Source organism: Agrobacterium sp. CCNWLW32, assembly GCF_037083425.1.
Taxonomy (GTDB): Bacteria; Pseudomonadota; Alphaproteobacteria; order Rhizobiales; family Rhizobiaceae; genus Agrobacterium; species Agrobacterium radiobacter.
In genome coordinates this window covers 111,532-125,177 of record NZ_JBAOJM010000013.1, presented here as the reverse complement: position 1 = coordinate 125,177, position 13,646 = coordinate 111,532, and the positions used below count along the sequence as shown (strand labels likewise).

The following is a 13,646-nucleotide window of genomic DNA, read 5'->3' as shown; positions in this document are numbered from 1 at the left end:
CGGCGAGTTCCCGCGTCAATAAGATGGCGACGCGCAAAATATCATGGCCCCTGAAATGTCAATTGAACGATTCTGCAGTGGTGGGCCGCCCCCCCCAAAGGCGGAGCGACGACACCTGTAGAATCAGCCGCTCTTCTTGGCCTGAGCGGCGTCTTCGATAATCTTGGCGACCGCCTTCGGGTTCGAAACGTAGACTGCATGGCTTCCAGGCACCTCGACGGTTTTCGCGCCGGCTCGCTTGGCCATCCCACGCTGGGCATCCGGAGGGATCATCTTGTCGTCGGTCGCGACAAGATACCAGCTCTGCTTGGCTTTCCACGCAGGAACGGTGACCCGGCCACCGAGGGCGCCGACGCCCCACGGCACCTGCGAGGCCGCCATGAAGGCGGCAAGATCGGGACGCACATCGGCGGCGAACGACTGTGCAAATTTCGACTTGTCGAGGAAGAGGAAACCGTCGACTGGCGGAAGGATCGGCGGCGCTGCAGCTCCGGGGACGGGGGTTGCGATCAGGCTGGAGACGGACTCACCTGCCTCCGGAGCAAAAGCGGCAATGTAGACGAGTGCCTTTACCTTGGGGTCCGCGCCTGCCTCGGAGATGACGACGCCACCGTAGGAGTGGCCAACCAGAACCACGTCGCTTGTTGCCGCAGCGATCGCGCGTTTCGTAACGGTGACGTCATCTTCCAGGGTAACGGTCGGGTTCTGCACGATGGTGACATCGTAACCGTCACTCTTGAGGATGTCGTAGACCCCTTCCCATCCAGAACCGTCGACGAAGCCGCCGTGGACCAGAACGATGGATTTCGGTGTGCTATCGGCTGCCATTGCTGCGGGTGCTCCCATGGTTGCGGCAAGCAACACGCCCGATGCGAGCGCGTTGAAAAAACTGGACATTGGATGTCTCCTTCATGTGCCCTTGGCGAACAGTTCGCCAACACACCATGACTAGTTCGGATCGCGCCCCTTGAGGTTGAACGATCCTGCAGAACTGCAGGATCGTTCAATGCCCCGCTTTTCATCGAAGGCGCAGGGAATAATGGCCGTTTGGCGAAACTTGTTGGCTGGGCAGAGTGAGTGAGAAACCGCCGTTTCGGCTACTGACTGTTGGTGACTGCGGGAGAAATGACCGCCCGCTGACAAAAGGAGCCGGAGATGAAAGACGAGCACGATTGCATCATTGTTGGGGGAGGACCTGTCGGGCTATGGCTCTCCTGCGAACTCAAACTTGCCGGGCTGCGGGTCATTGTCATCGAGCGACGCACGCAGCGGATCAATCAATCGCGAGCCCTGACCATTCATGGTCGGACGCTGGAAGTGCTGTCGCTTCGGGGGATAGAGGAGCGGTTCCTGGCCGTCGGAAAGCCGGTCAGGTCAGGCCATTATGCGGTTCTCGATACTCGACTGGACTTCGACATTTTCGATAGCCGTTTCCCTTACACCCTGTTCGTTCCCCAGGAGACGACGGAGGCTTTGATAGAAGAGTTCGCACTGGAACTCGGCGTCGAGATCCTTCGAGGCGCCATGGCGGAGCGGATCGTCTCCGAAAGCGATGGCGTCACTGTCTTCGGCGCCAACGAACGGCCATTTGAACTTCACGCCCGGTACGTCGTGGGTGCAGACGGGGCACGAAGCCTGGTTCGTTCGCAGACTGGAATCGAATTCGAGGGCCATTCCGGGAACGGGGCCTGGTTCCTGGGCGACGTTGTTCTGGCGTCTCCGCCCGACACGCCTCTGGTGTCGGCATTCAATGAGCACGGTTGTGTGCTGGTGGCGCCTCTTGGTGATGGGGCGCACTACCGGATTGTCGTCAACGAGGCTGAAGACCGTGGGCGTACACGGCAAGATACGGTGACACTCGGGGAGTTGCGCCAAGCCACGGCACGCATACTTGGCTCTGACTTCGGCGCCCATTCCCCGTTTTGGTTGTCGCGCTTCGACAATGAGACGCGGTTGGCAAAGACCTACCGTCGCGGAAACATATTTCTGGCAGGCGATGCGGCTCACATTCATCTGCCGGCTGGTGGGCAGGGAATGAATGTAGGTATTCAGGACGCGATGAACCTTGGTTGGAAGCTGGCGGCGGTCGCGACGGGAACGGCACCTGCGGAGTTGCTCGACACCTATGAATCCGAACGCCTGCCGGTCGGCATCTATCTTCGCGACACGACGATGGCGCAGAGCCACCTGATCACCGCCTTTTCGGCGCGGGGGAGGGCGCTTCGGGGTGTGTTCAATGACATGCTGAAAGTGCCGGCGATCAACGCATACTTTGCCAATCAGGTCTCGGGCTTTGCCGTGCAGTATCCCGATCCGCTGCCCGGCTTTGGCCCAGCCAACTCCACCTTGGTCGGCAGTCGTATCCGCGACATGCCGTTAAGGCTTTCTGACGGCAGAGATGCAACCCTTTTCGGCCTTCTCTCGAGAGGTCAGTGGCTGGATTTGACAATCTCAGAAGATGGCAAAGTTGAGAGGCCCGACTGGCTGCATGGGGACGCGGTCGTTGAAGTAACCGGGATTCCCGCAGCACATGCAGACATATTTGGGGATGTTGGTAGGGTCCTGATAAGGCCGGACGGTTACGTCGCGCAAACTACGGTCGACACCTCAAGAAGAGAAGGATAGGTCGGTCATGGTAAGGCACTTCAATCCCGCCGCGATGCCAGCCCCGGTCGCGCCAATCTACGCTCAAATCTCCGTCATGCCCGCAGGCGCCCTTGCGTTCATCGCCGGGCAGGTCGCTATCGATGCTGAAGGACAGCTTATAGGCAAGGATGACCATCGCCTGCAGGCGGAACAATGTTTCCGTAATTTGAAGGCCGCTCTTGATGCGCTCGGTGTGGGGACAGAGCATGTCGTCCGCATGGGGCTGCATGTCGTCCGCCACTGCGACGAACTTGTCGGCCCCATCTTCGAAGCCGGGCATTCTGTCTTCGGGCAAGGCTGGCCGGTATGCGCCAGCTTGTTCCTTGGCGTGCAAGCGCTTGGCCATTCGGATTGGTTGGTGGAGGTTGATGCCGTCGTTTCCCTGCCCGCGGGTTCTGCCGCGCTTGGTTTCTCGGAGCGAGCGCGGTAAACCAGAGCCATGTTCTTGCCAGCCGGTGTGCTCCGGTTAGAATCACAGGTGCATCACGGAGAAAACGAACCGATGGGCATCACCATCACGCCTGAGATCGATGATCCCGACATCGTTTCGAGTTCGGTCGTGGGGCTAACGATCGAACTCATGGCTGTTGGCGAAACCGAACCCCATTGTCACCGTAAAGCGCAACTTCTCTATGTGATCTGCGGGGCTCTGACGGTTGAAGCAGCCGGCGGTATCTGGACCGTTCCGCCGCAATGCGCCGTCTGGTTGCCTGCCGGTGTGCAGCATCTGGCGCACGCCAGTGGCCGAATTGTCATGGCCAATCTCTATATCGAGCCTGAGCTCGCAACCTTTCTGGGCGAGGATTGTGGAATTTTGTTCATTCGCCCGCTGTTACGAGAGGTCATTCTCTGCTTCGCGTCAGATCCTGCCTTCTTGATCGCGGGGGAGGGGAGACGTGCGCGGCTGTCGAATGTTCTTCTTGACGAGCTTCGCGATGCTCCGCTTGAGCCGCTGCGATTGCCAATGCCGGCAGACCGGCGGCTGCGGCGTCTTGCAGACGCGCTCCTGGCAGATCCGTCCGCTCGCTTAACCATCGAGGAATGGGGCGCGCGTATCGGCGCGAGCGAGCGAACCCTTTCGCGCCTGTTCCGGCGAGAGACCGGCATGCCATTCGGTCGATGGCGGCAACAACTGCATGTAGGTCTCGCGCTGCAACGCCTGGCTATCGGCGACGCCGTTACCAATATCGCCCTGGACTTGGGCTATGAAAGCGCCAGCGCTTTTATAACCATGTTCCGCCGCCATACGGGGGCAAGTCCGGCCCGATATTTCGGTGAGGGCCGCTTTGGCGTGAGTTCGCCGGAACTACGCTCAAGTTATCTCCGTGGCTAGGGTCGCGGAACGGGTCTTACACACGACGTCGCAGACTGAGACCGCGACGTCTATCGCGAAAGATGTTCACCGGTGCTTGAAGTGGTCGATAAGTCCGACGCTGGCGGTAATTTTGCCAGCTGAATTTCCGTTCAGATCGTGCTCATTCACCCGATCCGCGCCACCGCTAAGGGTGTTCCAGATATCGATCGCTTCGGCAAATGTTTTCGGTGACGGTCCAGACATCAGATTTTTCGTGTATTCCTCACGCGTGACGTACCCATCGTGGTTGGCGTCGTTACCTTCGATGATGTTATGCGAAAAATGACTTTGAGCTTCAGGCGACATCTGATCTAGCGTTGAGCTCATCAGATGGTCAAAGGATGGCTGGGCACCGCTGGTCTGAGCGACCGGCAAATTTCTGCCTGCCGGATTCGACGTAAGGTTCCTGAGAGAGTCTGATGGAATCGTCGACAAAGATTTCTCCTTTACTGTCGGCAGCTGCTGTTGATCAAACGCTTTCCCGTCCTTCAAAAAACATGCGCGATTGACCGTATCTTCGAATCGCGTGCATCGTCGGAACAGTCCAACCGTTATTTGACGACTGAAATGGTCGATTGAACGATCCTGCAGGACGGCGGGTTTATTTTGGAGCCCGAGTGCGGGACCCCGGGATATCCGACCTATTTGCCACCAACGGGGAAGGCGAGACGGTAAACCTTGGTTTCTCGGCGGGACGGGTTGGCTTTTGCCCCATGACCGCAATTGGCCGAGGAAACTTTATTGGAGATTTAGCATGTTTACCCACGTGATGATCGGTAGCAACGACTTGGAGCGAAGCAAAGCCTTCTACGATGCCACGTTTGCTGCACTGGGCGGCGAGCCCGGCGAAATGGACGCAAGAGGCAGGCTGATCTACGTTCACGAGGGCGGACGGCTAATGGTCACGAAGCCAATAGACGGTGAGCCGGCGACTGCGGCAAACGGTGGGACGATAGGTATCGCCGCGGCGAGCCAGGATCATGTTTTAGCGTGGCACAAGGCTGGTGTCACGTATGGCGGCACAGCGATCGAGAGCCCGCCTGCGGAACGTCCGAACGGCGCCTTTGTCGCCTACCTCCGCGATCCGGACGGGAATAAACTCACCGCACGGACACAACCGACGAGATGAGTGTGTATGGCCTTTTAGAGCATGCGCGCGGCCTTGCCGGTCCGGCGCGCGGCACTGTTGTAATAACTGGAAGCCTGCTGAACCGATCGATGCCGCGACTGCTCCATGGCCTCTGGCAGAGGGATGCCGCGATTGGCGGCCTCGGTCAGGTAACCCGAACGCAGTCCGTGCGCCGAAAACTCCCCACTGTCCAACCCCGCCATCTCCGCCCGCTGCTTGAGGATCGCATTGACCGATTGCGGATCGAGCGCCCGCCGGGACACAGTACCCCAGCGCCCGATTCCCCTGAAGACGCTACCCTTGTCGATCCTGGCCGCCGCCAGCCAGGCATTCAACGCCTCGACCGGCCGCCCGGTGAGATAAACGACATCGTCCTGCTCGCCTGTCGTCGTTTTGGTTCGACCAAGATGGATGGCAAGTGAGGGGAGGGGAGGACCGTCCTTCACCTCGATCGGTGGCTCGACTGTCAGCTGCTCGACGCGTAGCCTGGCGATCTCGCTGCGTCGACGGCCGCCGGAAGCAAAGGCGACCATCAGGATTGCCTTGTCGCGTAGATCGCGCAGGCTGTCTGACTCACACGTCGCCAGCAGCTTTGCCAGAACGTCGCCAGTGACGGCCTTTGCGCTCTTGCGCGCACGGGTTCGCGGAACGGCGCGCACGGCCAGACGAATGGCTGACTTAAGAGCAGGGGAGGCGAAGGCACCCGTAAGGCCGCGCCACTTACTCAATGTCGACCAGCTGGCCAGCCGGCGCCGCACCGTGTCAGGCGCGTGCGGGCCGACGGATTTCAGGAAACCCTGACGCCTTAGATTTTTGTCGACATCATCGGGCATGCCGTGGTTGGGGTCACTTGCGCGCTTTTCCGGATCCCACAGATGATGGGCTACAAATTTGAGCAGCAACGCCTCGGGCGCCGGCCAGGGCAGGGACCGTCCGGTGGCAGCGAGACCCCAGGCCTCCAGGTAGGCAAGATCAGACGTCAGGGCCCTCAGCGTATTGTCGCCCATTCCCTGATTAACAAGATGCCGCAGCGTTTCGATGTCATCATCGGTCAACAGCTCGGCAAGCTCGTCGCGGCGTTCGAGCGGCAAAACGGACGCGATGGTATCGAGCTCTTCGGCGCGCTGCTCGACGGACGTGTGTGATGTCTTCGCTTTCGTCACGAGAGGCTCCGGAATCGCGGGTTTCGGCGGCCGCTGGCACCGTGATTTGCCCCGATTTTCCTCGATTTGCGCCGCGAAATCAACTACCATCGATAATTGGTACTTATCGATGGTTATAATCTCGTCCTAAAATCATGCCATCTGAGGAACCATAATATTCCACTAGAGTTCCTATAACGAATCGTTTACCATGATTTCAATGGCTTACGATCTCGCGAAAATCAGCATGACAGCTCTGATGGAGCCGGCTTTCCGCGCCGGCATCGGACTGGCGCGTCTGGACGAGCGCATTGCCCGCTCACCGGTCGGCGCGGGCTTCCTTGAGCGATCCCAATTCACCGACGCCTGCGCCTCGCTGTGGATCGACGGCGAGCTCGTCCATCTCGAAGACCTCGTCCTGCATGACGCCACGCGCGACATCCGCACCCCGACCCATGAACTGACCGTCGCCCGCGACGTGCTGCGCACGCGTCGGCGCATTGCCGCGCAATCGCCGGAATGGGCCTTGTCGGCAGAGGGTATCCGAAATCTGCGACAGACAGCGGACATCAATTCAGTCGACGCTGACGCGGCGGAGCCGGCCAGCGTCGTTCGGCCAGGGGTCGCCATCGGTCCGGAAGCGGAAGGGGACGATGGTGATGACGCGGAGAATTTACCCGGCGTCGACTATGCTGCCATCGATGCGGTGCTCGCCCGATCGGAGGCGGCGATCGAGAACGCGACTCGGCCCGGCCGTGGCGGCGCGGCGGAAAGAGATCCGCTGGTTTATGATCTCGACTGGGATGAGGGTGCCCGGCTGGAGGAATGGCGCGACGTGTTGCGGCAGGCTGAAAACTTGCCGGCGGTGCTGCAGGCGATTGTCGCCCTCGATGCCTGGAACGAGCTTTCCGTCCTGCAGCATGCGCCCTGGCTCGGCCGGCTATTTGCCGCCTCCATCCTGCGCCAGGCCGGCGTCACCACCGGCACCCATCTCGCCGCCATCAACCTTGGACTGAAAACCATTCCCGTCGATCGGCGCCGGCATCGCGACCGGGAGACCAGACTGCTCGCGATCGCGCATGGGCTTCTAGCAGCCGCAGAGTTGGGTCTGAAAGAGCATGACCGGCTGACACTGGCAAAAACGATGATGGACCGAAAACTGGAAGGACGGCGGACGTCGTCAAAACTGCCGGAACTGGTCGAGCTGGTGATGGCAAAGCCGCTGGTGTCGGCCGGGATGGTGGCGAAAACGCTGGACGTCACGCCGCAGGCGGCGCGGCGGATTGTTTTGGAACTCGGCCTCAGAGAGATGACGGGGCGGGGGAGGTTTCGGGCATGGGGAGTGATTTAAAGTCACGCGTTCAGGCGGACCAGATGGTATCGCTCCGATTAAATAGGCGATCACAACCTTAATCATTTTGTGACAGGAGAGAACGAAAGTAGAATCACCAGGCGATTTGCAGTTTTTTGGCGAGAGGTGTCACCATGGCGATGAATTCGACAATCGAATGGACCGACCACACTTTTAATCCGTGGACCGGCTGCACCAACATCAGCCCAGGTTGCGATAACTGCTATGCCGAGGCTTGGGCCAAGCGGTCCGGCCAGGTGAAATGGGGTAATTCGCCGCGTAAGCGCACGACAGAGAGCTATTGGAAAGCTCCGCATATGTGGCAGCGCAAGGCCGCAGAATTTGCGAGTGTTCACGGTCGCAGGCAGCGCGTGTTTTGTGCTTCGCTTGCCGACGTTTTCGATAACCAAGCGGATCCCGAGTGGCGTGAAGATCTTTTCAAAGTCATCCGGGCGACTCCATCGCTCGATTGGCAGTTGCTGACCAAGCGCCCGCAAAATATCCAGAAAATGCTGCCGGCCGATTGGGGCAGCAAGGGATATCCGAATGTCTGGCTGGGCTTCACCGCTGAGGATCAATCCCGTTTTGATCAAAGGAAGCGATTCCTCTCCCTCATCCCCGCTCGCGTCTGGTTTGTGTCCTACGAGCCGGCGATAGGCCCGCTTCGGATATCGCATGGCGATCCGCGGCCGGACTGGCTTATCAGTGGCGGAGAAAGTGGCCCGCGCGCTCGCCCTATGCTGAGCCAATGGGCGCGAGATATTATTGCTGATTGTCAGGAATACGGTATCGCAGCTTTTCACAAACAATGGGGAGCGCCTGGCAATAATCCGCTTGTGCAAGAGCAAGGAATGTCGCCGGCGCAAGTCAAAGAAGTTGATCCCCATGGCAAAGGGGGAGGTCTTGTTGATGGCCGGCTGGTGAGGCAGTTTCCAAAAGGCTGCGAAAAGGTAGAAAAGGCCGCCTGAACTTGACAGCTCTACATGTCGAACGCAACTTAGACTTGGTTGGCATGGGGAGTCGCAACGATCGCCGAATTTGGATGGAAGCTGGGCGGTGATCTGCCGCCCCTCAGCGCTCACAGCGGCGCAAAATTGCGTCTCATCGAGACCTATCTTCAAAATTATTTCCCTGCAACGCTTGTCAGCCACGCCCAGGATAGGCAGCGCATCACGCTGGTTGACGGATTTTGCGGCGGTGGTCGATTTAGCGATGCCGGCGAGCTTATCCGCGGCACACCGCTTCTCTTCCTGGATGCTGTAAATAAGGCTCAGGAGAAAGCTAATGTTGGGCGGACAAAGTCGCTCACCATCGATGCCGAATATCATTTCGTCGATAGCAAAAAGGACCACATCGACTTTCTTCGCGAGGAACTGACGAAGGAAGGGCACCTTGCTGCAATCGGGAACTCGATATTCCTCCATCATGCAAAGTTCGAGGTCGTTTTTCCGGATATCTGTCGCAGGATCGAGCAACGCACGCGAGGCGGGGTAGGGCGCTCGATCTTCCTCCTGGATCAAAAAGGCTATTCGGACGTCGCCTTCGAAACCGTTCGAAAGATACTTCAATTCTCAGCGGGTGAATGCATCCTCACCTTCGCCGTCGGCTGGCTTATCGATTATCTCACCGAAAAACCCCAAACCGTCAACCGTCTTGCGCCGATTGAAATATCCGAAGATCAGCTCCGCGAATTCCTTCGCCACAAAGGCGAGCATGGTGGACGTTATGTCATCCAACGTCTGCTGTTGCGACATATCTCAGGCATGACAGGCGCGAAATTCCAAAGTCCATTTTTCCTACGATCAAAAGAAGCTCGGAAGGATTTATGGCTGGTGCATCTCTCGAATCACCTGAAAGCCAGAAACGTGATGGTCGACAGCCATTGGCTGATCAATAACCAATCCTTGCACCAGGGGCACGGTGGGTTGGAGATGCTTGGCTTCAATCCTAACCTCGATCCCGGCAATGCTCCGGATTTTTGGTTTGGAGCCAAGGATGAAGAAGTCATGAAGGATCGGCTCGCCGACGACTTCCTGCGCCGGATCCGCGATACGCACGGTGACGCACCCGTATCTTACGGTGACTTCGTGACATCGATCGCCAATGAGACGCCTGCACGCCTGAGCGACATCGATAAGGTTACGGCGCTTCTGGTCGGGGAGAAGGAATTGGATCTCCGCAACGAGGCGAATTCGCCAAAGCGCACATCTTCTCCGATTTATAAAGACACTATAGGTATCTCTCAACAAACCCGCTTGTGGCCAGCGCGGGCTCTGTAATTTTTGGAGTGAGTTCACGTATTCCGTAAACCACTGCGCCGTCCTCGTTGGCACTGTCTATAAGGCATCGGTGTCCTTCAGATCGCGATGCAAAGACTAAGATTACGATACCTCTCTATGTGCAGAAATTCGACGATGTGGTGAAACAGTCGAAGGCCAGACCTGTCGCTTTATCTGTATTCGGTTCGCGCTCTAACTGGCGACCGAGTGATCTGGTCCTACAGCGGCATACCGCGGCTGTAGGAACGACCATCAAAGGTGTCTCACCTGGAGCGCACCGCCTCCCCATTTGTCGTTTAGGTACTCGCAAACAATCCTTCGATGGCAGTGGTGAGGTGTAGCCTCTGAGCAAAGCAGGCAGGACCCATCGAACATCTCAGGCTTGAGTCGCGTTTCGATCCTGCGCTCAGCCATCAGGCTGAGGAACTGGTTTTCGTAGACGCTCCAGTCCCCCTTTTCTTTTTTATAAGCCTTGAGCATCTGGTCCGTTGGAGCAAGCATGGGTTGGTGAACATATTGGACACCGCAAATCTGCTTTAAAAAATAAGCCAGATCGTCTGCCTTCGCAAAACCAGCTAACTGCGAGGTATTATGTAGCCTCACATCGATGAGCTTCTTGACGCCGGCTTTCTTGAGACGTTCAAAAAAGTTTTCTGCGTTGGATTTTGTAAACCCGATTGTCGTCATGTTAACTGGCATGTGGCGAGTTGTCCTTGGCTTTCGTCCTTGCAGCGCGATCTGTGGTTTTTTCGGCGTAAGCAACTTTCATAGATCGATCTCGGTACGCTTGCGTTAGGCGATCTTGAGCTGTCTGGAAAAAATCACTGTTTGTTTGACCACTCATTTTCAGAAGTCGATCTTCGATCGCCTTTTGCGAAACTATCCGGCCATCTCCAAGAATATTCTGAACTAAAATGTTCCTCTCAGATAAAGCTCGCCCTACGAGGAGACAACGATGGCAGTCGAGTGGGTCATGTTCTGAACACATTAGGGCCAATTTGTAACTTAGTGCGCCTGTCGTGACGCGTTCGATCCCGGTTTGAAAGTGATCTGCCTGCGCCATCTTTTCGTAATCGGCAACACCGTCACAGTAGAACTGTTTACCTTTCGGCCTGCCACCAAGTTCGTCACCTAAGTACGCATATGCTATTCCGTCTAGGCGAAGTTCCGACCTAAGAGCATCACGATTAAAATGGGGGAGATGCCGCGAGAATGGGGAACTGCGGACATCCGCAATTGCGGTCACATTTGTCCGGCGGAGACGACTCAAGAAATCCTCATAAGAATTTGTAGAGTGTCCAATCGTGAAGATTTCCAGGTTTAGGTTTTTCATGAAATCTCACAATCTCCAATCGAGCGGGTCGCTTTGTAAAAAAAAATCTACGCTCGTCTGTCTCAGGGCCGGTAAACGGCCGCGATAAGTTTGTATGCGAAGCCTCTGTACGGTTCCCCTAAACTCAAGCAAAGCAGCGCCCTGCCAATACGGTAGGTGCCATCTGTCTTGGCGAAGAACTCAGCCTCTATATTAGGGTCAGTGATCATCATGCGATATTGATTCCCACTATAGGTGAAATGCCCTCTCACATGACGAGACGGATTATTGAATGCAGCTCCTTCGATCTGCACTATAATCTCGAGGTCGCCCACATCTATCAACGTGAGTGAGCTTCCAAAGTCGATCACAGCCTGCGCAGCTCGATCTTCAGGCACTCGATCCGACCTGCCGTTATAGCTCGACGAACCATTTTCCCAGATCGGGCCGGTAAACTTGTCGACCAGATTTCCGATTTGCTTCCAGCTGGCTTCTCCCTTTTTTTTCCACCAAAACTTGTCGTCGTTGAAATGGTTTTCAATCTGGAAGGAATGTGATGCTGAGCCGATTATAGGAAGTTCGATGATGTCAAACAATGCCGCCGAGACAGCATTCTGATATCTGCAATCCAAAGCACTCAGCTCGCCGGAAGGCCGCTTGCTCACAGGACGGATCCATGTCCCCACTTCATCGCCATCTAATACTTTTCCTGCGATGCATCTTCCCGAGTGTTTGCGTGAAGCGGCTAGGCACACGATCGTCTTCAAGTATGCTGGTTTCGTCATTTGTTTTCCCTGCCCACAACCAGGGAGGTTAAATCAAATGCTAGTCCCCACACAATGCGCTAAATCAACCAGTTTTGCGCCAAATATGCTTGAACTGCCTTAATCTTAGCGCTGTTGACCTTCTTCTCTTTCTTCAGTGCCGCGATCGCGCGCTCGATGACCTTAGCAGTGCCGCAGTCCAATTCTTGGGCAAGCTGCGAGATCGACTTGTTGCTTTCGACCTAGAGCTTGTCCGCAACGGCGAATTCCGGTTCGTTGTGCATCTTGCGGCCGCACCGTATCTGCTCCTGTCGGTTTTTCTAGGCTACGCTCGCGACGGCCTTTGGGGGCCGGGCTCGTAGGCCTGACGCGGTGCGTCTAGCCCCTGCCCTCTTCCGCTGATCGCTTCTTCGAGGCAGGGCTCGTATCGTCAGCCAACGGACGCTTTCAGCGCGCTGCAAGGGCGTCGTCGGCATCGTCTTCAAATCGACGCGTCGTGCCACTGGTGGGATAGGTCAGCAGGGAAATGGCCATCTCGTGATATTCGGAAAACAAGATCGACTCGAACACGGGCTCAAAGCGGTTCCACACCCCTGCAGGGTGCTGGATCGCAGTGAGACCATGTGAGGGACCAAGTGCCGCTAGCGAGACATCAGGCACTGGTGTCGTCACGGTCTTCGCCCTGAAGTACACGCCGGAAGAGAGAAGGGCGGAACTTCCCCACGACCAATCGATGAAACCGTCCCTGCTGACGACGATCATCGCGCGAGCCTTGGTGTTCTTGAGCCAGTTTAAGACCGCCGCCGTAATCGACACTTCGTATCTATCTCGCAAGACCTCGAAATCCGAGATTGTCGGCTTCCTAAAATCTTTCGTCTGCTCCCGGAAGTCGTCGGGCGGCATAAGGACAAAAGCGGCAAAGCTGTTAGCCTCCGCCTCCATCCGACCATATTCTGTATTCCACTCCCACATGTTTCTGCGCGAGCATTGAAAAGGCTTATCCGTCAAGCCTCTATGGACGAGATAGTGAGCGAATTCATGGGCTTGTGTGAAATTAATGCGCCCCTTGGACGAGTGGCCCTTATCGTACAAGATCGCCCATTCGTCCCTCGATTCGTTCGGAAACAACGCTCCTTCGAATTTGCCTCCGAAGTCTTCGCCCTGTATCAAAGTGATGGGGTCGTTCGGGTAGATCGACCGAGTGAAGTGCGGCGCGATCTCTTCGACATTGATCGGAAACCGTGGCAAGCCCAGCAGCTTCTTCCCTTCCTTCGCATATACCGAGACCTTGGTCGCCCACCCCTCCCATGTCGTCGGCAGCTTCATTTCTTCCGACTCCAGACATCGATCATGTCCATGACGCGCTCCTTGGTGGCGTCGTCGAGCGTATTGAACTTCCGGAAAAACACTTCTTTGGCTTGTGCGTCGTCGAACGTGGCGTTGTCATCGACCAGGTAGTCCGTCGTGGTGTCCAAGACCCGGGCAATATCGATGAGCTTTTCGGCTGAGGGCTTGCGGTCCGCACGGTTCTCGAGCTCCCATAGGTAGCTCTTGCTCGCTCCGCTCAGTCGGGCCAGTTCGTCGAGCGAGTACTTCTTTTGTCGTCGAAGTTCCTTGAGTTTCTCGCCGAGGGTCGAGGGCATAGTTAACAAATTCCTTAAACGGCTGA

The 13,646-nt window shown here is 56.9% G+C and carries 15 protein-coding genes; 7 read left to right on the top strand and 8 right to left on the bottom strand.

Going from position 1 to position 13,646, the window contains the following annotated elements:
- Positions 1-123: 123 nt before the first annotated feature.
- Positions 124-846, bottom strand: a complete 723-nt coding sequence (locus V6R85_RS21930) for an alpha/beta fold hydrolase (protein ID WP_336377204.1) — start codon at positions 844-846, stop codon at positions 124-126.
- Between the two features lie 309 nt (positions 847-1,155).
- On the opposite strand from V6R85_RS21930, the gene V6R85_RS21925 reads away from it, so the two are divergent.
- The 3 genes from V6R85_RS21925 to V6R85_RS21915 all read left to right on the top strand — a co-directional run bounded on the left by V6R85_RS21925 (position 1,156) and on the right by V6R85_RS21915 (position 3,979).
- Positions 1,156-2,625, top strand: coding sequence for an FAD-dependent monooxygenase (locus V6R85_RS21925; protein WP_336377199.1), 1,470 nt, complete (start codon positions 1,156-1,158; stop codon positions 2,623-2,625).
- A gap of 7 nt (positions 2,626-2,632) precedes the next feature.
- Positions 2,633-3,076 (top strand): RidA family protein, encoded by a 444-nt coding sequence (locus tag V6R85_RS21920; protein ID WP_336377198.1) that lies wholly within the window; start codon positions 2,633-2,635, stop codon positions 3,074-3,076.
- 72 nt (positions 3,077-3,148) lie between these two features.
- Positions 3,149-3,979, top strand: a complete 831-nt coding sequence (locus V6R85_RS21915; RefSeq protein ID WP_336377197.1) for an AraC family transcriptional regulator — start codon at positions 3,149-3,151, stop codon at positions 3,977-3,979.
- A gap of 66 nt (positions 3,980-4,045) precedes the next feature.
- Here the strand turns inward: V6R85_RS21915 and V6R85_RS21910 are convergent, their stop codons facing one another.
- Complete coding sequence (locus V6R85_RS21910; RefSeq protein ID WP_336377196.1) at positions 4,046-4,435, bottom strand: hypothetical protein; 390 nt, start codon at positions 4,433-4,435, stop codon at positions 4,046-4,048.
- Between the two features lie 319 nt (positions 4,436-4,754).
- On the opposite strand from V6R85_RS21910, the gene V6R85_RS21905 reads away from it, so the two are divergent.
- Positions 4,755-5,129: a VOC family protein gene (locus V6R85_RS21905; RefSeq protein ID WP_336377195.1), complete on the top strand. Its 375-nt coding sequence runs from the start codon at positions 4,755-4,757 to the stop codon at positions 5,127-5,129.
- Between the two features lie 14 nt (positions 5,130-5,143).
- Here V6R85_RS21905 and V6R85_RS21900 read toward each other — a convergent pair whose 3' ends face one another.
- Positions 5,144-6,292: a site-specific integrase gene (locus V6R85_RS21900; RefSeq protein WP_336377194.1), complete on the bottom strand. Its 1,149-nt coding sequence runs from the start codon at positions 6,290-6,292 to the stop codon at positions 5,144-5,146.
- A 190-nt stretch (positions 6,293-6,482) separates the two neighbouring features.
- On the opposite strand from V6R85_RS21900, the gene V6R85_RS21895 reads away from it, so the two are divergent.
- The 3 genes from V6R85_RS21895 (at position 6,483) to V6R85_RS21885 (ending at position 9,901) form a co-directional block, all read left to right on the top strand.
- Positions 6,483-7,622 (top strand): RHE_PE00001 family protein, encoded by a 1,140-nt coding sequence (locus tag V6R85_RS21895; RefSeq protein ID WP_336377193.1) that lies wholly within the window; start codon positions 6,483-6,485, stop codon positions 7,620-7,622.
- Positions 7,623-7,756: 134 nt separating this feature from the next.
- Positions 7,757-8,590, top strand: a complete 834-nt coding sequence (locus tag V6R85_RS21890; protein ID WP_121557641.1) for a DUF5131 family protein — start codon at positions 7,757-7,759, stop codon at positions 8,588-8,590.
- Positions 8,591-8,629: 39 nt separating this feature from the next.
- The gene (locus V6R85_RS21885; protein WP_121557642.1) at positions 8,630-9,901 is read left to right on the top strand and encodes a three-Cys-motif partner protein TcmP; all 1,272 of its coding nucleotides are present in this window, start codon (positions 8,630-8,632) and stop codon (positions 9,899-9,901) included.
- A gap of 252 nt (positions 9,902-10,153) precedes the next feature.
- Here the strand turns inward: V6R85_RS21885 and V6R85_RS21880 are convergent, their stop codons facing one another.
- The 5 genes from V6R85_RS21880 to V6R85_RS21860 form a co-directional block, all read right to left on the bottom strand.
- Positions 10,154-10,600 (bottom strand): DUF488 domain-containing protein, encoded by a 447-nt coding sequence (locus V6R85_RS21880; protein WP_121557643.1) that lies wholly within the window; start codon positions 10,598-10,600, stop codon positions 10,154-10,156.
- Positions 10,590-11,234, bottom strand: a complete 645-nt coding sequence (locus V6R85_RS21875; protein ID WP_121557644.1) for a DUF488 domain-containing protein — start codon at positions 11,232-11,234, stop codon at positions 10,590-10,592. The genes V6R85_RS21880 and V6R85_RS21875 overlap by 11 nt, the downstream gene beginning before the upstream one ends.
- Before the next feature lie 62 nt (positions 11,235-11,296).
- Complete coding sequence (locus tag V6R85_RS21870) at positions 11,297-11,998, bottom strand: dual OB domain-containing protein (protein ID WP_121557645.1); 702 nt, start codon at positions 11,996-11,998, stop codon at positions 11,297-11,299.
- Between the two features lie 426 nt (positions 11,999-12,424).
- A complete protein-coding gene (locus V6R85_RS21865; RefSeq protein WP_121557647.1) occupies positions 12,425-13,303 on the bottom strand; it encodes an ImmA/IrrE family metallo-endopeptidase in 879 nt (292 codons plus the stop codon).
- Entirely contained in the window at positions 13,300-13,620 is a 321-nt protein-coding gene (locus V6R85_RS21860; RefSeq protein WP_121557648.1) for a helix-turn-helix domain-containing protein, read from the bottom strand. Before V6R85_RS21860 ends, V6R85_RS21865 begins: the two co-directional genes overlap by 4 nt.
- Between the last annotated feature and the right edge of the window lie 26 nt (positions 13,621-13,646).